The organism is Mycobacterium sp., assembly GCF_965230835.1.
Taxonomy (GTDB): Bacteria; Actinomycetota; Actinomycetes; order Mycobacteriales; family Mycobacteriaceae; genus Mycobacterium.
The window spans coordinates 3,606,160-3,628,504 of sequence record NZ_CBDDLW010000002.1 but is presented as its reverse complement, the minus strand read 5'-3'; the positions used below and the strand labels follow the sequence as shown (position 1 = coordinate 3,628,504).

The window sequence follows — 22,345 nt, the reverse complement described above, 5'->3', positions numbered from 1 at the left end:
TTGTGTATGTTCGGCGGTGTCCTACTTTTCCACCCGGACTGGGCAGTATCATCGGCGCTGACAGGCTTAGCTTCCGGGTTCGGAATGGGACCGGGCGTTTCCCTGTCGCTATGGCCGCCGTAACTCTATGAAATTTGCTCTGGTGTGGGGTGTGGTGTCCCGTGACAATTCTATCCCGGGATTGGATTAGTGGTTGCGATTTGTGTTGGTAAGTTTTCGGCCGGTTAGTGCCAGTTCCCTGCACTCATTACTGAGCTTCTAGGTCTGACCTATCGAACCCGTGTTCTGCGGGGGGCCTTATCCCACCAAGTGGGTGAGAAGCCTGATCTTGGAAAAGGTTTCCCGCTTAGATGCTTTCAGCGGTTATCCTGTCCGAACGTAGCTATCCAGCAGTGCCCCTGGCGGGACAACTGGTAGACCAGAGGTTCGTCCGTCCCGGTCCTCTCGTACTAGGGACAGAATTCCTCAAGTTTCTGACGCGCGCGGCGGATAGAGACCGAACTGTCTCACGACGTTCTAAACCCAGCTCGCGTGCCGCTTTAATGGGCGAACAGCCCAACCCTTGGGACCTGCTCCAGCCCCAGGATGCGACGAGCCGACATCGAGGTGCCAAACCATCCCGTCGATATGGACTCTTGGGGAAGATCAGCCTGTTATCCCCGGGGTACCTTTTATCCGTTGAGCGACACCCCTTCCACTCGGGGGTGCCGGATCACTAGTCCCGACTTTCGTCCCTGCTTGACTTGTAAGTCTCGCAGTCAAGCTCCCTTGTGCACTTACACTCGCCACCTGATTGCCGTCCAGGTTGAGGGAACCTTTGGGCGCCTCCGTTACTTTTTAGGAGGCAACCGCCCCAGTTAAACTACCCACCAGGCACTGTTCCTGAACCCGATTCAGGGTTCGAAGTTAGATGTCCAATAGGGTCAGAGTGGTATTTCAACAACGACTCCACTTCAACTGGCGTTGAAGCTTCAAAGTCTCCCACCTATCCTACACAAACCGTACCGAACATCAATACCAAGTTGTAGTGAAGGTCCCGGGGTCTTTTCGTCCTGCCGCGCGTAACGAGCATCTTTACTCGTAGTGCAATTTCGCCGAGTCTATGGTTGAGACAGTTGAGGAGTCGTTACGCCATTCGTGCAGGTCGGAACTTACCCGACAAGGAATTTCGCTACCTTAGGATGGTTATAGTTACCACCGCCGTTTACTGGGGCTTAAATTCTCCGCTTCACCCTTACGAGTTAACGGGTCCTCTTAACCTTCCAGCACCGGGCAGGCGTCAGTCCGTATACATCGTCTTGCGACTTCGCACGGACCTGTGTTTTTAGTAAACAGTCGCTTCTCACTGGTTTCTGCGACCGGATCCCGCTCCCACCGCAGGGTGTTCACGGTATTCCGGTCCCCCTTCTCCCGAAGTTACGGGGGCATTTTGCCGAGTTCCTTAACCATAGTTATCTCGTACGCCTTGGTATGCTCTACCTGACCACCTGTGTTGGTTTGGGGTACGGGCCGTGTGTGTGCTCGCTAGAGGCTTTTCTTGGCAGCAGAGGATCACCGAATTCGCCTCAATCGGCTATGCATCACCCCTCAGGATTAATGAGCGACGGATTTGCCTATCGCTCTCCCTACAGGTTTGCCCCAGTATTACCACTGACTGGTACGGCTACCTTCCTGCGTCACCCCTTTGCTTGACTACTACCAGCGAAGTTCCCACGCAGCTCCGAAACTCCATGCCCCCGAAGGGGAATGATCGATCCGGTTTTGGGTGGTTAGTACCGCTGATTCATCACGGGCGCCCACACACGGGTACGGGAATATCAACCCGTTGTCCATCGACTACGCCTGTCGGCCTCGCCTTAGGTCCCGACTCACCCTGGGCGGACTGGCCTGGCCCAGGAACCCTTGGTCTTTCGGCGGGCAAGGTTCTCACTTGCCTTATCGCTACTCATGCCTGCATTCTCACTCCCCCACCCTCCACCGCCGGTCACCCGGTGGCTTCGCTGAATGAGGGACGCTCCCCTACCCATACTCACCCGAAAGTGAATATGTCGCGGCTTCGGCGGTGTGCTTGAGCCCCGCTACATTATCGGCGCACAATCACTTGACCAGTGAGCTATTACGCACTCTTTCAAGGGTGGCTGCTTCTAAGCCAACCTCCTGGTTGTCTCTGCGACTGCACATCCTTTCCCACTTAGCACACGCTTTGGGGCCTTAGCCGGCGATCTGGGCTGTTTCCCTTTCGACGTACGGAGCTTATCCCCCGCCGTCTCACTGCCACGCTCTACACCACGGCATTCGGAGTTTGGCTGACGTCAGTAACCTAGTAGGGCCCATCGGCCATCCAGTAGCTCTACCTCCGTGGTGAACCACGCAACGCTGCACCTAAATGCATTTCGGGGAGAACCAGCTATCACGGAGTTTGATTGGCCTTTCACCCCTACCCACAGCTCATCCCCTCAGTCTTCAACCTAAGTGGGTTCGGGCCTCCACGCGGTCTTACCCGCGCTTCACCCTGGCCATGGGTAGATCACTCCGCTTCGGGTCCAGAACATGCCACTACACACGCTCACACGTGATACGCCCTATTCAGACTCGCTTTCGCTGCGGCTACCCCACACGGGTTAACCTCGCGACATGTCCCTGACTCGCAGGCTCATTCTTCAAAAGGCACGCCATCACCCCACGAGGGGGCTCTGACGGATTGTAGGCACACGGTTTCAGGTACTCTTTCACTCCCCTCCCGGGGTACTTTTCACCATTCCCTCACGGTACTAATCCGCTATCGGTCATCGAGAAGTATTTAGGCTTACCGGGTGGTCCCGGCAGATTCACAGCAGATTCCACGGGCCCGCTGCTACTCGGGAATTGATACTAGGCAGGTGCCAGGTTTTCGCGTACCGGGCTCTCACCGTCTGCGGCAGACCATCCCAGGCCACTTCCGCTAACCACGACACTTTATGACTGCCTCTCAGCCAGGTAGAGCTAAGACGTATCACTCCCACAACCCCGCACACACAACCCCTACCCGGTTACACATGCATGCGGTTTAGCCATTTTCCACGTTCGCTCGCCACTACTTGCGGAATCACAATTGTTTTCTTCTCCTACGGGTACTGAGATGTTTCACTTCCCCGCGTTCCCTCCCGCACCCTATATATTCAGATACGGGTAACACGACATCACTCGTGCTGGGTTTCCCCATTCGGAAATCCTCGGATCCACGCTCGGTTGACAGCTCCCCGAGGCATATCGCAGCCTCCCACGTCCTTCATCGGCTCTCGATGCCAAGGCATCCACCATGCGCCCTTAGACACTTACAAACACAATAAAACCAAAGAACAAAATTACACAAAATGAATCCGCTACCACGCGGGCAGCGCATCCATTCGATGCTCGCAACCACTATCCAATTCTCAAACACCACACCCCACCACCAAGATGGAGGGGACAACAGCCTCAAATAGACCGGCTGTTGCCTCAGGGCCCAATAGTGTGTCCAGTAGTTTTGTTTGCTGTTGCGCACCCAGTTCTCGTCCACTACAGACGCGAACTCCACACGGCCTGTACCTCAGGAATTGAGATACTTTTCGTGGTGCTCCTTAGAAAGGAGGTGATCCAGCCGCACCTTCCGGTACGGCTACCTTGTTACGACTTCGTCCCAATCGCCGATCCCACCTTAGACAGCTCCCTCCCAAGGGTTGGGCCACTGGCTTCGGGTGTTACCGACTTTCATGACGTGACGGGCGGTGTGTACAAGGCCCGGGAACGTATTCACCGCAGCGTTGCTGATCTGCGATTACTAGCGACTCCGACTTCACGGGGTCGAGTTGCAGACCCCGATCCGAACTGAGACCGGCTTTAAAAGGATTCGCTCCACCTCGCGGCATCGCAGCCCTTTGTACCGGCCATTGTAGCATGTGTGAAGCCCTGGACATAAGGGGCATGATGACTTGACGTCATCCCCACCTTCCTCCGAGTTGACCCCGGCAGTCTCTCACGAGTCCCCACCATTACGTGCTGGCAACATGAGACAAGGGTTGCGCTCGTTGCGGGACTTAACCCAACATCTCACGACACGAGCTGACGACAGCCATGCACCACCTGCACACAGGCCACAAGGGAACGCCTATCTCTAGGCGCGTCCTGTGCATGTCAAACCCAGGTAAGGTTCTTCGCGTTGCATCGAATTAATCCACATGCTCCGCCGCTTGTGCGGGCCCCCGTCAATTCCTTTGAGTTTTAGCCTTGCGGCCGTACTCCCCAGGCGGGGTACTTAATGCGTTAGCTACGGCACGGATCCCAAGGAAGGAAACCCACACCTAGTACCCACCGTTTACGGCGTGGACTACCAGGGTATCTAATCCTGTTCGCTCCCCACGCTTTCGCTCCTCAGCGTCAGTTACTGCCCAGAGACCCGCCTTCGCCACCGGTGTTCCTCCTGATATCTGCGCATTCCACCGCTACACCAGGAATTCCAGTCTCCCCTGCAGTACTCTAGTCTGCCCGTATCGCCCGCACGCTCACAGTTAAGCCGTGAGTTTTCACGAACAACGCGACAAACCACCTACGAGCTCTTTACGCCCAGTAATTCCGGACAACGCTCGCACCCTACGTATTACCGCGGCTGCTGGCACGTAGTTGGCCGGTGCTTCTTCTCCACCTACCGTCAATCCGAGAAAACCCGAACCTTCGTCGATGGTGAAAGAGGTTTACAACCCGAAGGCCGTCATCCCCCACGCGGCGTCGCTGCATCAGGCTTGCGCCCATTGTGCAATATTCCCCACTGCTGCCTCCCGTAGGAGTCTGGGCCGTATCTCAGTCCCAGTGTGGCCGGACACCCTCTCAGGCCGGCTACCCGTCGTCGCCTTGGTAGGCCATCACCCCACCAACAAGCTGATAGGCCGCGGGCCCATCCCACACCGCTAAACGCTTTCCACCACAGGACATGCATCCCGTGGTCCTATCCGGTATTAGACCCAGTTTCCCAGGCTTATCCCGAAGTGCAGGGTAGATCACCCACGTGTTACTCACCCGTTCGCCACTCGAGTATCTCCGAAGAGACCTTTCCGTTCGACTTGCATGTGTTAAGCACGCCGCCAGCGTTCGTCCTGAGCCAGGATCAAACTCTCCAAACAAAACCTCACCGCGCCATTGCGCGGAAAAAGGAATTCAGAAATATCCTGACAAAACAAACGACCAAGTTCCCGACAACGGGGCGTCAAGACCTTGGCCAAAAAAACAACAACAACAAAATGTCAAAACACCAAACACACTATTGAGTTCTCAAGCAACACCCCGTGAAAAGGCAACCCCACCACTGTACTCCGCGGCGCGGGTCCCGTCAACCCCCATGTTTGGCGGTCTTCGCGACCGCTGTGGAGTGGTCAACCTGAAAGCTATTCTACCCTCTCGATTTCGGCGCCAAGACCGGCCAGGTTCTCAACGAACAACGGGTAGCCGCGATCGATGTGGAAAACGTCGTGGACCTCGGTATCTCCGTCAGCAACCAAGCCCGCCAGCACCAAGCCCGCACCAGCCCGGATATCCGAACACCAGACGGGCGCGCTCGATAGCTGCGGCAGACCCCGGAGCACAGCGTGATGCCCATCGGTGCGGGCATCTGCACCGAGCCGAATCATCTCTTCGACGAATCGAAACCGTGCCTCGAACACGTTCTCGGTAATCATTGACGTGCCGTCGGCGATAGACGCCAACGCAATCGCCATCGGCTGTAGATCGGTAGGAAACCCAGGGAACGGCAATGTTGCAACGTTGACGGCCTTGGGCCGCTCGTACTGAGCGATCCGGAAACTGGTGTCGGTTTGGGTGACGGTCGCACCGGCATCATGCAACTTGTGCAGGACGAGTTGAAGATGCGCTGGATCGACACCGGTCACCGATATGTCCCCGCGCGTCATCACCGCAGCGATTCCCCACGTGGCGGCAACGATGCGGTCGCCGATCACCCGGTGTTCGGTTGGATACAGCCGCGGCACGCCGGTGATCGTCATCGTCGGCGAACCTGCACCCTCGACCTGCGCGCCCATCTGATTCAACATCGTGCACAAGTCGACGACGTCAGGCTCACGCGCCGCGTTATGAATCGTGGTGACGCCCTCGGCCACGACGGCTGCCATCAAGATATTCTCGGTTGCCCCCACTGACGGAAACTCCAACTGAATCTCCGCACCGCGCAGGGTGTCTGCCTGGGCTACAACGCACCCATGTTCGATGTTGCAATCAGCACCCAATAGCCGCAGACCCGCCTGGTGCATATCCAGTGGGCGGGACCCGATCGCATCACCGCCCGGGAGGGCGACCTTGGCGCGCTTGCACCGGCCGACCAGCGGCCCCAACACACAGACTGAGGCCCGGAACTGACGCACCGCAGCGAAGTCAGCATCGTACTTCGGCTCATCGGGCGAGGTGATGCGAGCAACATCACCATCGAGTTCCACGTTGGCCCCCAGCCCCCGCAACACCTCCGCCATCAGCGGCACATCGAGGATGTCGGGGCAGTTGGTGATGGTGCTGGTGCCTTCAGCCAACAATGTCGCGGCCATGAGCTTGAGCACGCTGTTCTTGGCCCCTCCGACAGCGACTGCCCCGGACAACCGATTGCCACCGGTCACCACGAAACGCTCTGACACGCGGGTTAGTCTAGTGAAGCGCTATCGGCTTGTCAGGCTGCTGCCCCTCAAGCATTCCCCGATTTTTCATCGCTCGCGGTACCGTTTTCTCATGGCAATCCACCTCACCCGCATCTACACCCGAACCGGCGACGACGGGACTACGGGGTTGAGCGACTTCTCCAGGGTCTCGAAAACCGACGCGCGCGTAGTGGCTTACGCGGATTGCGACGAGGCCAACTCCGCGGTCGGTGCCGCCGTGGCGCTGGGGAACCCTGATGAAAAGCTCACCGCCGTACTGCGACAGATTCAAAACGACTTGTTCGACGCCGGCGCCGATCTGTCAACCCCGCTGAAAAATCCCGCAGACGAGCTTGAGCGTCCTTCGCTGCGCATCACCCAGCCATATATCGACCGGCTCGAAAGCTGGTGCGACACATATAACGCGTCTTTGCCGCCGCTGAAATCGTTTGTGCTGCCTGGTGGTTCACCATTGTCAGCGTTGCTGCACGTCGCTCGTACCGTGGTACGCCGCGCTGAACGCTCGGCATGGACCGCGGTCGATTCAAACCCCGAGCAGGTTAGCGTTCTGCCGGCAAAGTACCTCAACCGGCTGTCGGATTTGCTCTTCATTCTGTCGCGGCTGGCCAACGCGGGCGGCGACGTGCTGTGGCGACCGGGCGGCGACGCGAGCACTGCCGATTAGGCGCATCCGACTCGTTGCTAGCCAGATAGCCACCCAACGACAAAGTCATGCCGCCGATTTCGCCGCGCCGGTAAGCCCCCGACCTCACCAGACAATCGACGAACTGCCCGCGACCGACAACCTAGGACTCCTTGGCGAACCGCTGGTTCACGTCAGAACGAACTACTCGGGGACAGTCGACCACGTTGTGGCCGCCCATCGGAATCTTGGCTCGTCGCCGTTCGAATTCGTTTACGTGCTTCACCTTTTGGGCCCAGATTCAGGTCGATCAGACACTGCGCCGACGCGCACGCGGCGAAGGACGGGACTCCAGCCAGGACAAGAAGCCGGTCAGCGCGCCTTGATCGAGGGCAATCTCGTAGCCCGATCGGCGGTCCTGGGTGGTATCACGCAACTCCACGACGACAATCTTGTCGGTCATGATGTCAAACTCGTCGCCCCGTGGAGATCGCCGAGCAATGATTTCCACGCCGCGTCTGCTGAGCCGGCGATCCGGCCACAACCGCAGACTGGAAAGGCGATAGAAAGCGGCTTCGCCGCCGCGGTAGCGGATCACACCGTGGCGCCAGCCTTGGCCTCCGAAAGCGGGCATATCCCGCATGATCCCTGCTGTTCCACCCTGGCGCAGTTTCCACAACCTGTAGCTGAGAGCCACAACAGCTACACCCAACAAGACGACGAGCACGACCATGGCGGCCATGGGCGCGCTCATCGGAGCTCTAGTTGATCGCGCCGACAGCGCGCAATCTGGCGCGCCCCCTGGCGGCGATACGAGGATCGTCGGACTCGGAATCCTGCTTGGCGGCGCTCTCGTCTACCTCCGACTCGAACTCGGCGGATTCGGCGAGGATGCTGACCCCTTCTTCGGTTACCGACAAAAAGCCGCCATCCACGGCGACCCGCAGATCCTTTTCGCCCTCCCGTTCAACGCGCACCATGGCATCATCAACCAACTGGGCTACTACCGGGATGTGATGCGGCAAAACCCCAATTTCACCGACGGTGGTGCGAGTGAAGAGAAACGTTGCCTTGCCCGACCAGATCTTTCGGTCGACGGCGACGATCTCAACGTTCAATTCGGCCACACCACACCACCTTTCGCTGCTGGCAAGACCGGATCACAACTTCGTGCCGAGGCTCTCGGCCTTCTTGGCCAAGTCGTCGAGGCCCCCGATCAGAAAGAACGCTTGCTCCGGCACGTGGTCGAACTCTCCGGTGCACACGCGGTCGAACGCTTCGATAGTTTCCTTCAGCGGGACTGTCGAGCCCGGCTGGCCGGTAAACTGCTCGGCCGCCATCATGTTCTGAGACAGGAAGCGCTCGATGCGTCGGGCCCGGCCGACCAGTTGCTTGTCCTCTTCCGAGAGCTCGTCGATACCAAGGATCGCAATGATGTCTTGAAGGTCCTTGTAGCGCTGCAAAATCCGGATGACTTCCTGAGCCACACGGTAGTGCTCGTCACCGACCACGCCCGGGTCCAGGATTGTCGAACTCGAAGCCAAGGGGTCCACGGCTGGAAAGATCCCCTTGGAGAACACCGCACGGGACAGCTCTGTAGTGGCATCCAAGTGTGCGAACGTCGTTGCCGGCGCAGGGTCGGTATAGTCGTCGGCCGGCACGTAAACTGCCTGCATCGAGGTGATGGATCGCCCTCGCGTCGAGGTAATGCGCTCCTGCAACTCTCCCATTTCGTCAGCAAGCGTGGGCTGGTAGCCCACCGCTGACGGCATCCGGCCGAGCAACGTCGACACTTCCGATCCAGCCTGGGTGAACCGGAAGATGTTGTCGATAAACAACAGCACATCCTGGCCCTGCTCGTCTCGGAAGTACTCCGCCATCGTCAATCCGGACAGCGCCACTCGCATACGAGTGCCGGGCGGCTCGTCCATCTGGCCGAATACGAGTGCGGTGTCCTTGAGCACGTTGGCGTCCGCCAGCTCGACCCACAGGTCATTGCCCTCGCGAGTGCGCTCCCCCACACCGGCGAACACCGAGGTGCCGCCGAAGTTTCGAGCGATACGGTTGATCATCTCCTGGATAAGCACCGTCTTACCCACTCCGGCGCCGCCGAACAACGCGATCTTTCCGCCCCGCACATAGGGCGTCAACAAGTCGACGACCTTCAGACCGGTCTCGAGCATCTCAGTGCGCGGTTCCAGCTCGTCGAAAGCTGGCGGCTTGCGGTGGATTGACCATCGTTCCAGGTCTGCGCCGTAGCCCTGCTCGTCAAGGCAGACGCCAAGGGCGTTGAACACGTGCCCCTTGACGGCATCGCCGACCGGCACGGAGATCGATCGGCCGGTGTCTGTCACCTCAACGCCGCGCACCAATCCATCGGTGGGTTGCATCGAGATTGTGCGTACCAGGTTGTCACCGAGATGCTGGGCAACCTCCAGCGTCAGCGTCTTGGCGAGCGACTCAAACGTGATTTCGGCATGCAGAGCATTGAACAGCTCGGGCACCGCGCCGCGTGGGAACTCGACGTCGACCACCGGTCCGGTGACGCGCACCACGCGTCCATTGCTGTCCTTGTCCCTTACGCTTGCGGTCCCGGTGGACTTTTCGGCCATAGCAGTCATTTCTTCATCGCTTCCTGGTGGGGCTTATCTAGCGGCATCGGCGAGCGCGTTCGCGCCACCGACGATTTCGCTGATTTCTTGGGTGATTTGGGCCTGCCGCTCGCGGTTAGCCTCCAGCGTGAGGGCCTTGATGAGGTCGTCGGCATTGTCGGTCGCCGACTTCATTGCGCGCTGCCGCGACGCCAACTCTGAAGCCGCGGCTTCAAGCAACGCGGCGTAAACGCGAGTAGTCAGATAGCGCGGCAGGAGCGCCTCAAACAACGTCGTCGCGTCCGGCTCGAAAGAGTACAGGGTGCGCGGTCCGACATCCTCCCCCACGTACTCCAACACCATCGGCGCTATCCGGCGCGCCTCCGCCGACTGCGACAACATCGACTTGAACTCGGTGGCCACGATATGCAGCTCGTCGACGCCAACGACGCCACCAGAAGCTGAATCGTCGTCCTCGACGTCGGTCAGGAATGCCTCGACAAGCGTCGAGGCAATCGTCGAAGCGTTCTCGTAGCTGGGCTGCTCGGAGAACCCACTCCACGACTCAGTGATCTGCCAGCTTCGAAATGTATAGTAGCTCAACGCCTTACGGCCTACCACGTACAGTACTGGCGTCTTGCCTTCCTCCCGCAGAAGGGAAAAAAGTTCCTCGGCGCGACGAAATATGCTCGAGTTGTAGGCACCGCAGAGACCTCGATCCGACGACACGACGAGGACACCGGCGCGCCTAGGCGCGGGACGCTCGACAAGCAGCGGATGGTCTAGAGCGGCCTCAGCCGCCAAGGTGGTGAGCATGCGGGTGATTTCATCGGCATAGGGCCGGGCCGCGGCTAGTCGAGCTTGCGCTCGGCCGATACGCGAAGTCGCGATCAGCTCCTGGGCTTTGGTGATCTTTTTGATCGACCCAGCGGAGCGGATCCGTCCGCGCAGTTCGCGAAGTGTGGCGGCCATCGCTGACTACTTCTTCTTCGGGGCAGGCTTGTGGACTTGGACCGCTTCTTTGCCCAGTTTCTCCTCATCGAGCGCTTCGACATGCTCATCGGGTACTACCGAGGCGCCACCCGTCGCCGCGAAACCCTTCTTGAACTGCTTGATCACCTCGGTGAGCTTTTCCGTCGTCTCGTCGCTGAGCTTTTTGGACTCACGAATGTCGGACAGGATTTCGCCCTCAGAAGCCCGAATGTGGTCCAGCAGTTCGGTTTCAAAGCGGCCAACGTCTTCGACCGGCACCGAGTCCAGGTGCCCACCGGTGCCCAAGAACATCGAAACCACTTGCTCCTCAACTGGCATCGGGCTGTACTGCGGCTGTTTGAGCAACTCGACTAGCCGCGCACCGCGCTCGAGCTGTGCCTTCGATGTGGCGTCCAGGTCAGAGGCAAAAGCGGCGAAAGCTTCCAATTCTCGATACTGCGACAGATCCAGGCGCAGTGATCCTGCCACTTCCTTCATCGCCTTGATTTGAGCTGCGCCGCCCACCCGCGACACCGACACTCCGACGTTAATCGCCGGTCGAACGCCCTGGTTGAACAGGTCGGTCTCCAAGAAGCACTGTCCGTCGGTAATCGAGATGACGTTGGTCGGAATGTAGGCGGAAATATCGTTGGCCTTTGTCTCGATGATCGGTAGACCGGTCATCGAGCCGCCACCGAGTTCGTCGGAGAGTTTGGCGCACCGTTCCAGCAGTCGCGAATGCAGGTAGAACACGTCTCCCGGGTACGCTTCGCGCCCCGGCGGCCGCCGCAGCAGCAGTGAGATCGCACGGTAGGCCTCGGCTTGTTTGGTCAGGTCGTCGAAGACGATCAACACGTGCTTGCCGTTATACATCCAGTGCTGGGCGATCGCCGATCCCGTATACGGCGCAAGCCATTTGAACCCAGCGGAGTCCGACGCGGGAGCAGCGACGATCGTCGTGTAATCCATCGCGCCCCCCTCCTCCAGCGCGCGGCGCACACTAGCGATCGTGGTGCCCTTTTGCCCGATAGCAACATACACACATCGCACTTGCGACGCGGGGTCACCGGACTCCCAGTTCTTCCGCTGGTTGAGGATCGTGTCAACGCAGACAGCGGTCTTGCCGGTCTTGCGGTCGCCGATAATGAGCTGCCGCTGACCACGGCCAATCGGCGTCATCGCGTCAATAGCCTTGATGCCGGTCTGCAATGGCTCCTTGACGCCTTGACGCTGCACCACTGAAGGCGCCTGGATTTCCAGCGCTCGGCGAGTCTCGGCATCAATGTCGCCGCGGGCATCGATCGGCTGGCCGAGCGGGTTGACCACCCGGCCGAGGAACCCGTCGCCGACCGGGACCGACAGCACCTCGCCGGTGCGCTTGACTTGCTGGCCCTCCTCGATCTGCTCAAAGTCGCCCAAGATCACCGTGCCGACATTGTGCTCATCGAGGTTCAGCGCCACCCCCAGAACACCGCCGGGAAATTCGAGCAGCTCCTGGGTCATCACCGATGGCAACCCTTCAACGTGGGCGATGCCGTCGCCGGCATCGATCACAGTGCCAATCTCCTCGCGGGCAGTGTCGGAGGAGAAGGAGCTCACGTACTCATCGATCGCCCCCTGGATGTCATCCGCGGAGATTGTCAACTCTGCCATCGCTTTTCGTCTTCCTACCTTCAGTGTGGATTATGTTGGAGTGTTTGGTGTTCAGTCGGGTAGCTGAGCTTGGGCCGCAGCCAGACGAGACGAGAGCGTCCCATCGATCACCTCGTCGCCGACACAGATCGACAGCCCTCCCAACAGTGCCGGGTTGATCTGCATCTGCACAGTCACCGGATGACCGTAGATACGACTCAGCACCTGGGCGAGACGGGTCCGCTGCGCAGCACTGAGCTCAGCTGCGGCACTAACGCGTGCTACAACTTCGCCGCGGCGAGCTACCGCAACTTCGGCCAGAACCGCCACAGCTTCGTGGGCTGATTGGCCACGCAGCAACTCAATCGTCTGACACAACAGCGAAACCGCGATCTGGCTCGCACCACTTGCCGCGCTCTCTAAGACAGAACGCAGCAACCGGACGCGCCCTGCCGCCGGTGCCGCGGTGTCACTCAACAGCGTGTCCAGCCGCGGTTGCGCCTCCAAGATACGAGAAACACGGAATAGCTGATCTTCGACCTCGTCGATATCACCTGTGCGTTCGGCAAGCAACAGCAACGCTTGGCGCGCCAAGTGCTCGACGGCATCGGCCAGATCGGAGTTGGCTGACCACCGCATCGACACCGCGGCCTTCAGCAGTTCGAGCGCAGGGTCTCCAACTTTCCCGGACACCAGTCGCTCGATCAGCCGAATTCGAGGCGTCGCGTCCTCGGCCGGAACGGTCAGATACCGGGCCACGACCACTTCGCGGTCCAACAGCTTGACTACCGACGTCAAGTCGCCGACGAGGGTGAATAGTCCCGCATCGTCGAGATCCCGGGCAACCACATCAAATCGGCTGATCATGGAGCTCGTCGCCTGTCGGCTGGCCGAGCGCATCTTGGCAAGCACCGGGTACTTCACGTCGGCTTCTGACGGCGCCATCGCGTCCAGCTCGTCGATGAAACGGTCGACGGTCGCAGACTGGCGAGCTGAGTCAGCAACGTGCTCCCGTACCAATTCTGCTGCGCGGCGGACTGATTCGTGGCCGAGGTCCTGCCGAAGCCGGCGAATCATTTGTGCACGCAGCAATTTGACTTGCTGGGCACCTTGCACTTTGATGCGTTCAACCTCGGCATCGGCCGCTGCAACCAGTTGTTCGGTTATCCGTACGGCGTCGGCGTGGGCCTCCTCGGTCACACGGCGCGCCTCAACTTGCGCATCGTTGCGAGCCTTGGCGTGGGCGGCCGCGGCTTTCGCCAACCGACCTGCGGCAGCAACGGACTCGTCTAGCTGGTCACGTACCGCCTGCTGTTGGGCAGCCATCAACCTGCGCACCGGGGGGACCACAAAGCGCCACACACCCCAAACGATGACAGTGAACCCAACGAGCTGACCGATGAATGTCGACATCCTTCGCTACCGCCCCGAAGTTCCTGCGCCCAATGTCGCGGCGGCTGGGGTCGCGGCGGTCGGGCTGCTGACGTCGACACCCAGTATCCGCCCGGCCAGCGTTGCCGAAAGGATCTCAACCGTGGCGCGCAGATCCGCAGCCACGGTTTCGCCCTCCTGCTTCAGTTGCTCAGCGGCGCTGTCCGTGAGTGACGTCACCTCCCCGCTGGCACGCGCCCGCATGTCCTCGAGAATCCGGCGCCCCTCCGCACGAGCCTCGTCACGGACTGCCGACGCCTCGGTCCGCGCAGCAGACATCGCCTCTTCGTAGTCGGCCTCAGCAGCGGCAAACTGCTCAGCCGAATTCTTGTTGTCCGCGATGGTTTTGGCGACGACGTTCTCGCGCTCGCGCAATACCTTCAGAATCGGCGGCACGACAAAAGCGCCGATAACTCCGAGCACTACCAAGAAGATGGCCAGCACGAAGAAAAAAGTGCCGTTGGGGACCAGGAAGTTGCTGGTCTTACCTTCCTCGGCGGCCTGGCCGGCGGCTACGACGAGAGAGCTCACTTCACCCCTTTGCGACCAATCACGGCGAATTACTTGACGGGGGTCGCGAAGACGAACAACGCCATGAACGCCAGGTTGATGAAGTACGCCGCCTCAACAAGACCAACGGTGATGAAAAACGGCGTGAAAAGCCGTCCTTGCGCCTCGGGTTGACGCGCGATACCGGAGATAAGCGCGTTGCCGGCGATACCATCACCGACACCGGCGCCGATGGCGCCACCGGCCATGATAAGTCCACCACCGATGAGGGCGCCGGCAGCGATTGTGGGGTCCATTTTCCTCTATCCTCCTTGATAACGCTGGTAACGGTTTACCAGGTTGAGTTGCGGCATGTAGCAGGCATGTCGGTGAAAGTTCTAGTGGTGTTCCTCTTCCAACTCCATTGCTTGACTGAAGTACAAGATTGTCAGCAGCGCGAAGATGAACGCCTGGATGGCGCCAACGAACAAGTCAAAGGCCTTCCAGATCGCGTTAGGCGCCCACATGATGTATGGCGGAAAGAGCGCGATCAGCGCAACCAAAATTCCACCGGCGAAGATATTACCGAAAAGTCGGAGTGACAACGAAATCGGTTTCGCGATTTCTTCCACCAGGTTAATGGGCGCCAAGAGCGATACATGCCCCTTAAGCAGCTTGACCGGGTGTCCGATAATGCCGCGGCGCCAAATACCTGCCACGTGGTAGCAAACGAAGACAAAAAGAGCTAGCGCCAACACGTAATTGATGTCGGCCGCAGCCGGCTTCAGCAATTCGGTGGTGTGACCTGTGCCATCTGTGTACTGCACTGGCAGCACCGATAGCCAGTTGGAGATGAGGATAAACACGAAGATCGTGACCGCCAGCGGCAGCACAAACGGTGCGATCCGCATACCGATCGCCCCCTCGATCTGGTTACGCATCTGTACCGTGATCGCCTCGAAGAACAGCTGAACCCCGCCTGGCACGTCCGTCGAGGTGACCTTAGCCCGCAGGAAGAAAGCCAGTGAGATCACGATCGCCGCCGCGATTGCGGTGGATAGCACCGTGTCGGTATTGACAGTCATACCTAGCCACGTGGCCGTGTGGTGCTCACCAACCTCGATTTGGCTCTCAGCCAGGATCGTCGGGTTCATCGCGGGTTCTCCATCCCTTCCGACGCCGCAAGCACGGCGCCGTCCGCTGGCTCACCGGTGCGCAACTTCTTCCAAACCGGCAGCGCAGTCGATACCACCAGCAGCACCTGGAACAGCGCCAACCCGAACAAAACTCCCAATCCAGCCGGCCGGAAAACGTAGGCGACGATTAGCCCTAAGATCGTGATAACGGCCAGTCGCGACGCTGAGTTTATGGCCATCGAGCTCTTTAGCGGATGGTCACGAGCGGTGATCGACTCGACCGATCGCCGCACCAACAGGGCATTGAGCAAACCCAGCGACAGCCCCACGCCGAGGAACACCCCGACCATCAGATGACCAGACAAACCGGCGAGCAAGATTGCCACCGCGGTCAATGCAACACTGATGGCAAAGAGGCGAACCGGCCGAAAGGCAACAGCAGGAAACACCAACGGCATGTCTTGCGCTGGTGTCGTCACTGCAGCACCTCAATCCGGGTCGATGAAGCAGGAATCATCCAACCGACTGCGCGGTGGTCCGCCGAGCGTATCGCAGTCGTCGGGCTGGAATCACCCAAGGGGTAGCTCCCTGTGTCGGTCGTGCATCGGCGCAATCGGAAACTCGTCCGATGGGCCGGGGGGCCGGCAACCCGCGATATTTCATTTCGGGGTTCTAGCTGCAGGCTACCACACCGAAGATGCCGCTACTACTCTTCGTCGTAGAAGTCTTCGCGCCGACGTAGCAACGGGATCACAGTTGCCACGCCCACGACGACAATCGCGACCAGCATCACCATCGCGGTGTCGCGCGGGTCGAAGAAGACCGAACTCGCAGCGCCGAAAGCGACGATGCCAACCCAGAGATAGATCAATAGGACCACTCGGCGATGCGAATGACCGATCTGCAGCAGGCGGTGGTGTAAGTGCATCTTGTCCGGGCTGAATGCACTACGGCCCGCGCGCGTGCGGCGCACGATTGCCAGCAGCAGATCGAGCATCGGGACAAATACGACTGCCACCACCAAAAGAAACGGTGACAACAGAGCAAACACATCACGAGCACCGTATGCGTTCTGCGAAATGGGGCCCGCCGCAGTCGTGGAAGCCGCAGCGAGCATCAGACCAATCAGCATCGATCCCGAATCGCCCATGAAGATCTTGGCTCGGTGGAAATTATGCGGCAGAAAACCCAAACAGGCCCCAGCAAGAACTACCGAGATCACCGCCGGCGGGTAGTAGAGCACATCCCCACCATGATCGCGAAGCAGGCCCACCGAGAACATACAGATTGCCAGCGCCGTGATGAGGCCGAGCCCGGCGGCCAGTCCGTCCAAACCGTCGACGAAGTTCATCGCGTTCACGATCGACACGGTCAATGCCAGCGTGAGCAGGATCGAAGAAGCCTGATCCAGCACAATCGTGCCCACACCGCCGAAGGGAATGTAGAGCACGCTCCAAGCCACACCCATGGTGACCAACACGCTGGCCGCGGTTATCTGTCCGGCGAACTTCGTCAGTGCGTCCAAGCCCCATCGATCATCGATCAGGCCGATACCCATGATCACCGCGCCCGCTACCAGCACCGCGGGCATGCCTGAGGAATATACGAACCCGCGCGTTAGGGCCGGCAGCTGGGAGGCGAGAAAGACTGCGGCGACAACCCCGAAAAACATCGCCATCCCGCCCATTCGCGGGGTTGGCGTCACATGCACATCCCGTTCGCGCGGATAGGCGACCGCGCCCAGCCGGGTAGCCAAAACCTGTACCGGAGAAGTGGCGAAGTAGGTGATAATCGCCGCGGTCAATCCGACCAAGACAAGTTCTCGCAACGGGACACCGGCGCCGCGACCAGACAGGGCGAGCAAACCGCCGGCCAAGCTGACCGCATCGCTGGACACCACGAGACCCTACTGCACCAAGCTGAGACCTCAACAGCCACGCCGGTCGCGATGCCGACATGCCGTTCACATCCGGCGCTTAGGCGATCAAGCTCGCCGGGTCCACCCCGAGCACCGAGGCAATCTGCTCAACGCTCACCGGTCCGGACCGCAGGATACGCGGAGTGCCTCCGGTCAGATCGACGATCGTCGACGCGGCCTGCTGCGTCGACGGACCCGCATCGAGGTAGACGTCGACGAGATCGCCGAGCTGGCGACGCGCCTCGTCCGCATCTCCAGCCGGCGGATGGCCAGAAATGTTGGCGCTGGACACCGCCATCGGCCCTACCTCACGCAGCAGCTCGATGGCCACCGGGTGCAACGGCATTCGCAGCATCACGGTTCCGCGGGCATCGCCAAGATCCCACTGCAAGGAGGGCGCCTGCATCACGACCAGACTGAGCGCACCAGGCCAGAATGCTTGGATCAGCTCCCGAGCCCCATCGGGCACCGCGTAGACCAGACCCTCGATCGTGTACCAGGAGCCGACCAGCACACCTACGGGCATGTCTCTCCCCCGCCCCTTCGCCGACAGCAGCGCGGCCACCGCAGCGCTGTCGAAGGCGTCGGCGCCCACGCCGTACACAGTGTCCGTCGGTAAGACGACGAGTCTGCCTTCCTTGAGTGCGCCCGCTGCACGGGCGACTCCGCGCGAACGCTGTTCAGCGTCAGCGCAGGCGAAAACCTCAGACATAGCCGCCGCTCCTCATCATCGCCACGGCCTGGATCGTTGCGGTGCGTATCACGGTTCTCCCTCCCCCGCGCGCGGGTGATATCCGCGCTTGCGGGCCGTCACAAACCTCGGTCGTCCGGCCAGATCCTTGTGGGCGCGAACTTCGTCGAAAAATCCTGTGCTGCCGACCAAATCGGCAGTCAACGTCGATGTGCTGTCGTCGTGCTCGACCGCGAACTGACCACCGGGACGCAGCCAGCGCGCAGCCAGAGCGACGACAACCGCCACCAGCCCCATCCCATCTGCCCCACCGAACACCGCATGTTTTGGATCATGTTGTGCTACTTCAGGTTCTAGAGCAGCATCATCGGGAACGTAGGGTGGATTGGCGACTAGGAGGTCAGCCTGCCCGTCCAGTTCGGGGAGCAAGCCCGATACGGTGACGTCGGCACGGACCAACTCCACATCCGTACCTTCGACGTTGCGGCGGGCATATCCGAGAGCCGCCTCGGAATCGTCTATGGCAAAGATCCGGGCCGCGGGAAGGTGCCGTGCCATCGCGACCGCTAAAGCACCTGATCCGGTAAACACGTCGACAATCACGGGTCGTGCGGGCAGCGGCTGCGCGGCGGCCCATGCCAACATGGCCTCGGTCTCCGGGCGCGGTATGAACACACCAGGGCCGACGTGCAACCTCACCGGACCGAACCACGCCGTCCCGGTGAGGTGCTGTAACGGCACCCGGCGAGAGCGCGCGGCAACCAGGTGGTGGTAGCGCTCGAAGAACTCGTCGTCGGGTTGCTCAAGCAGCGCCAGCCGGCCGCGTTCGGTTCCGGCCAGGTGTGCGGCCAACAGCTCGGCATCGCAGCGTGCCGAGTCGATTCCCGCTTCGGCGAGCAGCGCCGCAGCGGATCGCATCGCGCGCTGCAAGACGGTCATGACTGTTGTAGCCGAGACTGCTTGTCGGCGTCGGCCAGCGCATCGAATAGAGCATCCAGATCACCTTCTAGTACCTGATCCAGATTGTGCGCTTTGTAGCCGATTCGGTGGTCTGCGACGCGGTTCTCTGGGAAATTGTAGGTACGGATGCGTTCGCTGCGGTCGACAGTGCGAATCTGGCTGGCCCGATCTGCCGAGGCGTCCGCCAATGCCTGCTCCTCAGCTATCGCCTGCAGGCGAGCGGCCAGCACTTGTAATGCGCGGGTCTTATTCTGCAGCTGCGAACGCTCGTTCTGGCAAGTAACGACGATGCCGGTGGGCAGGTGGGTGATCCGCACCGCCGAGTCGGTGGTATTGACACCCTGGCCGCCTTTCCCCGAAGACCGATATACGTCGATGCGCAGGTCCGACTCGTCGATTTGCACCTCGGCGACTTCCTCTGGTTCGGGATACACCAGCACTCCCGCAGCCGACGTATGCACCCGGCCTTGAGATTCCGTCACAGGGACCCGCTGTACCCGGTGCACCCCGCCTTCGAACTTCATTCGTGCCCAAACCCCGTCGGGCGAGGAGTTGCTGGCGGCAATGGCAAGTGTCGCTTCCTTGTAGCCCCCCAGATCCGACGTCGTTTCGTCCAGGATTGTCACCGTCCAGCCGTGTCGCTCGGCGTATCGGACGTACATCCTGGCCAAGTCGGCGGCGAATAACGCCGATTCTTCACCCCCCTCACCGGACTTGACTTCGAGCACAATGTCGTCGCCGTCATGCGGGTCGCGAGGTGCCAGCATGTCGGTCAGCTGGGTGTCCAGTTCGGCTACCCGAGCCTCTAATTCGGCCACCTCCTCGGCGAACGAATGGTCGGACTCGGCGAGCTCGCGTGCAGTGTCCAGATCCTCACGCGCGGACACCAACTTGCGGTGGGTGGTGACGATCGGGACCAGTCGGGCAAACCGCCGTCCGGCTTTGCGTGCCTCGGTCGGATTGCCGTGCAATTCAGGATCTGCCAGAGCACGCTCAAGCTCGGCATGTTCGGCGAGCAGAACGTCAATCGTCTGCACCGGCTGCGTCATGCCACACCTCCAACGAAATTCAGCAAGCTCTTCGCCCCAAACGCGAACCGACGCCCGGCCTGTGCAGTTCGCAGCACAGTTCGGGCGTCGGTAAGCCAGCTATTTGTCGGTTTGTCCCGTCTTGGCGGCGCCAGCCCCAGCCGCGCGCTTGCCGTAGCGCCTTTCGAAGCGAGCCACCCGGCCACCGCTGTCGAGGATCTTCTGCTTACCTGTGTAAAACGGGTGGCACTGCGAACAAACCTCGACCACAATGCGCCCGCCCGGCTTGGTGCTGCGCGTCTGGAAGGTATTGCCGCATCCGCACACCACATTGGTCTCCTCGTATGCGGGATGAATGTCGGTTTTCATGCTGTCCTCTTCAATCGTTGCCGCCCGGTCCCCCGCGACGTTCGACGTGGCGGTCGGGCCTGAACTGGAGAATCCCGGGGTGCTTCTGGGGTAGTTGTCCGTCAATTATGCCAGGTCAACTGCCACCCACCCAAACAGCGAAATCCCCGCGCACATTCCCAACAGGCTCAATAGCCTCCGGCTGGGCGGCATCAAGGGCTCGGCGGCGGTCCACCTCGGCCTGGTTGGCTGACATCGGCCCCAGCATCGGGAACTACGCGGGCATAGGACGTGCTTCGTTCACTGCGCGTCCAGAGCACACCGCCATCGGGTTTGGCGCCGCGCGCAGACAGGTCCCGCTTCAGGATCTTGTTCGTCGCCGTAGACGGCAGTTGATCGGTGAGCCAAACATGCCGCGGCCAGGCCTTGGGAGACAGGTCGGGCTGAGCGGCCAAAAACAGGCCGAACTCCTCCGGCGTCAACTCGGCCTTGTCCCCCAATACGATGGCTGCCATTACCTGATCGCCAACATGCTCATCGGGTACGGCGTACACCGCAACGTGATTGACTTGCTTCAACCGCTGCAAGATCCGCTCAATGGGCGCCGTAGTCATATTCTCCCCGTCGACGCGCAACCAGTCTCCGCTGCGTCCGGCGAAGTAGATCCACCCGTCTGCATCGCGGTACGCGAGGTCACCAGACCAGAACATGCCGTGCCGAAGCCGCGTTTCATTGGCTTCCGGGTCGTTGTAGTAGCCAGCAAATAACCCGGCGCCCGTTGCGTTGACCAACTCGCCGATGGCCTCCTCAGCATTGGCCAACGTGCCGTCGTCGGCCAAGACGGCCGGCGGACATTCGGTCAGCGTGTCCGGGTTGTAGATTTCAACGCCCGGAAAGCCGCGACCGAGCGACCCCGGCGGGCACCCCTCCTCGCGGGTGATGATGATCGCGCCCTCGGTAGAGCCGAAGCCATCCCACACCGTGCAGTCGAAACGGCGACTGAATTCGGCAATGTCACGATCGCTTGCCTCATTACCGAAAGCGACACGTAGCGGGTTGTCATGATCATCAGGTAACTCCGGGGTAGCCAGCACGTACGCCAGCGGTTTGCCGACGTAGTTCATGTAAGTGACTCCGTACCGGCGCAGATCAGCGAGCAGCCCCGAGGCCGAAAAAGCGGCGGGGACCATCGCGGCTCCAGCACCCACCGCCACGCTCCACCCCGCAAGCAACGCATTGGAATGAAAAAGCGGCATAGACAGATAGCAGACGTCACAAGACTGGACCTCACCCCGCCCGATCAGCGAAGCACCAGCAAACATTACGGTCAGATGAGTGACCTGCACCGCCTTCGGCTCACCGCTGGTCCCGGACGTAAAGATCATCATGAAGGTGTCAGTCGGCTCAACCTCACGATGTGGGGCCAGCGATCCGGCATTTTCGAGCATGGTTGACCAGGATTCGCCCGAGACATCAATCACCCGTACACCCGGCAACTCAAGTCCGGTGAGTAAGTCGCGATGCGCACTGTCAGTAAGCAAGATCTGGCAATCAGCCCGCAGAATATCCCTGGCCAGTGCATCACCACGCCGAGTGTGGTTAATACCGCACAGCACGTATCCGCCGAGCGCAGCCGACGCCATGGCGGTCAGCATCTCAGGGGTGTTGCCCAGCAATGCCCCTACGTGCAACGGCCGGTGCTGGTCGGCGTCGCGGATCAACGCGGCTGCCGCAGCGCAGGCATCGGAAAGATGTTCGCGCCAGCTCCATACCTGATCGCCATATTTGACTGCCGGCGTGTCCTGGTACGAACGCTCGCGGAGCAGCTGCTGGAGCGTTTCGATCACAGTCTGGAC

18 protein-coding genes and 3 rRNA genes are annotated in these 22,345 nt (G+C 60.4%); 1 reads left to right on the top strand and 20 read right to left on the bottom strand.

The features are described from left to right. Positions 1-8: 8 nt before the first annotated feature. From rrf to murA, 4 genes are all read right to left on the bottom strand, one after another. Positions 9-122, bottom strand: a 5S ribosomal RNA gene (gene rrf / locus ACO07W_RS17070). A gap of 82 nt (positions 123-204) precedes the next feature. Beyond that, positions 205-3,320, bottom strand: a 23S ribosomal RNA gene (locus ACO07W_RS17065). A gap of 283 nt (positions 3,321-3,603) precedes the next feature. After that, a 16S ribosomal RNA gene (locus ACO07W_RS17060) occupies positions 3,604-5,135 on the bottom strand. Together the 16S, 23S and 5S rRNA genes form the textbook arrangement of a ribosomal RNA operon. Positions 5,136-5,396: 261 nt before the next feature. After that, positions 5,397-6,650 (bottom strand): UDP-N-acetylglucosamine 1-carboxyvinyltransferase, encoded by a 1,254-nt coding sequence (gene murA / locus ACO07W_RS17055; RefSeq protein WP_421844920.1) that lies wholly within the window; start codon positions 6,648-6,650, stop codon positions 5,397-5,399. A 91-nt stretch (positions 6,651-6,741) separates the two neighbouring features. Here murA and ACO07W_RS17050 point away from each other — a divergent pair, with 91 nt between their 5' ends. After that, positions 6,742-7,335, top strand: coding sequence for a cob(I)yrinic acid a,c-diamide adenosyltransferase (locus ACO07W_RS17050; RefSeq protein ID WP_421844919.1), 594 nt, complete (start codon positions 6,742-6,744; stop codon positions 7,333-7,335). A gap of 268 nt (positions 7,336-7,603) precedes the next feature. Here ACO07W_RS17050 and ACO07W_RS17045 read toward each other — a convergent pair whose 3' ends face one another. The 16 genes from ACO07W_RS17045 to fadD1 all read right to left on the bottom strand — a co-directional run bounded on the left by ACO07W_RS17045 (position 7,604) and on the right by fadD1 (position 22,336). Beyond that, the gene (locus tag ACO07W_RS17045; protein WP_421844918.1) at positions 7,604-8,047 is read right to left on the bottom strand and encodes a DUF2550 domain-containing protein; all 444 of its coding nucleotides are present in this window, start codon (positions 8,045-8,047) and stop codon (positions 7,604-7,606) included. A 7-nt stretch (positions 8,048-8,054) separates the two neighbouring features. Beyond that, on the bottom strand, positions 8,055-8,420 hold the full coding sequence (locus ACO07W_RS17040; protein ID WP_421844917.1) for a F0F1 ATP synthase subunit epsilon: 366 nt from the start codon (positions 8,418-8,420) through the stop codon (positions 8,055-8,057). 33 nt (positions 8,421-8,453) lie between these two features. Further along, positions 8,454-9,914, bottom strand: coding sequence for a F0F1 ATP synthase subunit beta (gene atpD, locus ACO07W_RS17035; protein WP_421844916.1), 1,461 nt, complete (start codon positions 9,912-9,914; stop codon positions 8,454-8,456). A 24-nt stretch (positions 9,915-9,938) separates the two neighbouring features. Beyond that, positions 9,939-10,856 carry a F0F1 ATP synthase subunit gamma gene (locus tag ACO07W_RS17030; protein ID WP_421844915.1) on the bottom strand — a complete coding sequence of 306 codons (918 nt, stop codon included), beginning with the start codon at positions 10,854-10,856 and terminating at the stop codon, positions 9,939-9,941. A 6-nt stretch (positions 10,857-10,862) separates the two neighbouring features. Then, on the bottom strand, positions 10,863-12,509 hold the full coding sequence (gene atpA / locus ACO07W_RS17025; RefSeq protein WP_421844914.1) for a F0F1 ATP synthase subunit alpha: 1,647 nt from the start codon (positions 12,507-12,509) through the stop codon (positions 10,863-10,865). Positions 12,510-12,560: 51 nt separating this feature from the next. Continuing rightward, a complete protein-coding gene (locus ACO07W_RS17020) occupies positions 12,561-13,901 on the bottom strand; it encodes a F0F1 ATP synthase subunit B/delta (protein WP_421844913.1) in 1,341 nt (446 codons plus the stop codon). A 6-nt stretch (positions 13,902-13,907) separates the two neighbouring features. Then, entirely contained in the window at positions 13,908-14,480 is a 573-nt protein-coding gene (locus ACO07W_RS17015; protein ID WP_421846061.1) for a F0F1 ATP synthase subunit B, read from the bottom strand. Next, entirely contained in the window at positions 14,480-14,725 is a 246-nt protein-coding gene (locus ACO07W_RS17010) for a F0F1 ATP synthase subunit C (protein ID WP_421844912.1), read from the bottom strand. Before ACO07W_RS17010 ends, ACO07W_RS17015 begins: the two co-directional genes overlap by 1 nt. A gap of 81 nt (positions 14,726-14,806) precedes the next feature. Further along, positions 14,807-15,562: a F0F1 ATP synthase subunit A gene (gene atpB, locus ACO07W_RS17005; protein ID WP_421844911.1), complete on the bottom strand. Its 756-nt coding sequence runs from the start codon at positions 15,560-15,562 to the stop codon at positions 14,807-14,809. Next, a complete protein-coding gene (locus ACO07W_RS17000; protein ID WP_421844910.1) occupies positions 15,559-16,023 on the bottom strand; it encodes an ATP synthase subunit I in 465 nt (154 codons plus the stop codon). The genes atpB and ACO07W_RS17000 overlap by 4 nt, the downstream gene beginning before the upstream one ends. 227 nt (positions 16,024-16,250) lie before the next feature. Continuing rightward, positions 16,251-17,444, bottom strand: coding sequence for a glycosyltransferase family 4 protein (locus ACO07W_RS16995; protein WP_421844909.1), 1,194 nt, complete (start codon positions 17,442-17,444; stop codon positions 16,251-16,253). A gap of 76 nt (positions 17,445-17,520) precedes the next feature. Next, positions 17,521-18,174, bottom strand: a complete 654-nt coding sequence (locus ACO07W_RS16990; RefSeq protein ID WP_421844908.1) for an L-threonylcarbamoyladenylate synthase — start codon at positions 18,172-18,174, stop codon at positions 17,521-17,523. Between the two features lie 48 nt (positions 18,175-18,222). Then, positions 18,223-19,092: a peptide chain release factor N(5)-glutamine methyltransferase gene (gene prmC, locus ACO07W_RS16985; RefSeq protein WP_421844907.1), complete on the bottom strand. Its 870-nt coding sequence runs from the start codon at positions 19,090-19,092 to the stop codon at positions 18,223-18,225. Next, entirely contained in the window at positions 19,089-20,162 is a 1,074-nt protein-coding gene (prfA, locus tag ACO07W_RS16980; RefSeq protein ID WP_421844906.1) for a peptide chain release factor 1, read from the bottom strand. Before prfA ends, prmC begins: the two co-directional genes overlap by 4 nt. Before the next feature lie 99 nt (positions 20,163-20,261). Further along, positions 20,262-20,510: a 50S ribosomal protein L31 gene (rpmE, locus tag ACO07W_RS16975; RefSeq protein ID WP_421846060.1), complete on the bottom strand. Its 249-nt coding sequence runs from the start codon at positions 20,508-20,510 to the stop codon at positions 20,262-20,264. 191 nt (positions 20,511-20,701) lie between these two features. Then, positions 20,702-22,336, bottom strand: coding sequence for a fatty-acid--CoA ligase FadD1 (fadD1, locus tag ACO07W_RS16970; protein WP_421844905.1), 1,635 nt, complete (start codon positions 22,334-22,336; stop codon positions 20,702-20,704). Positions 22,337-22,345: the final 9 nt, after the last annotated feature.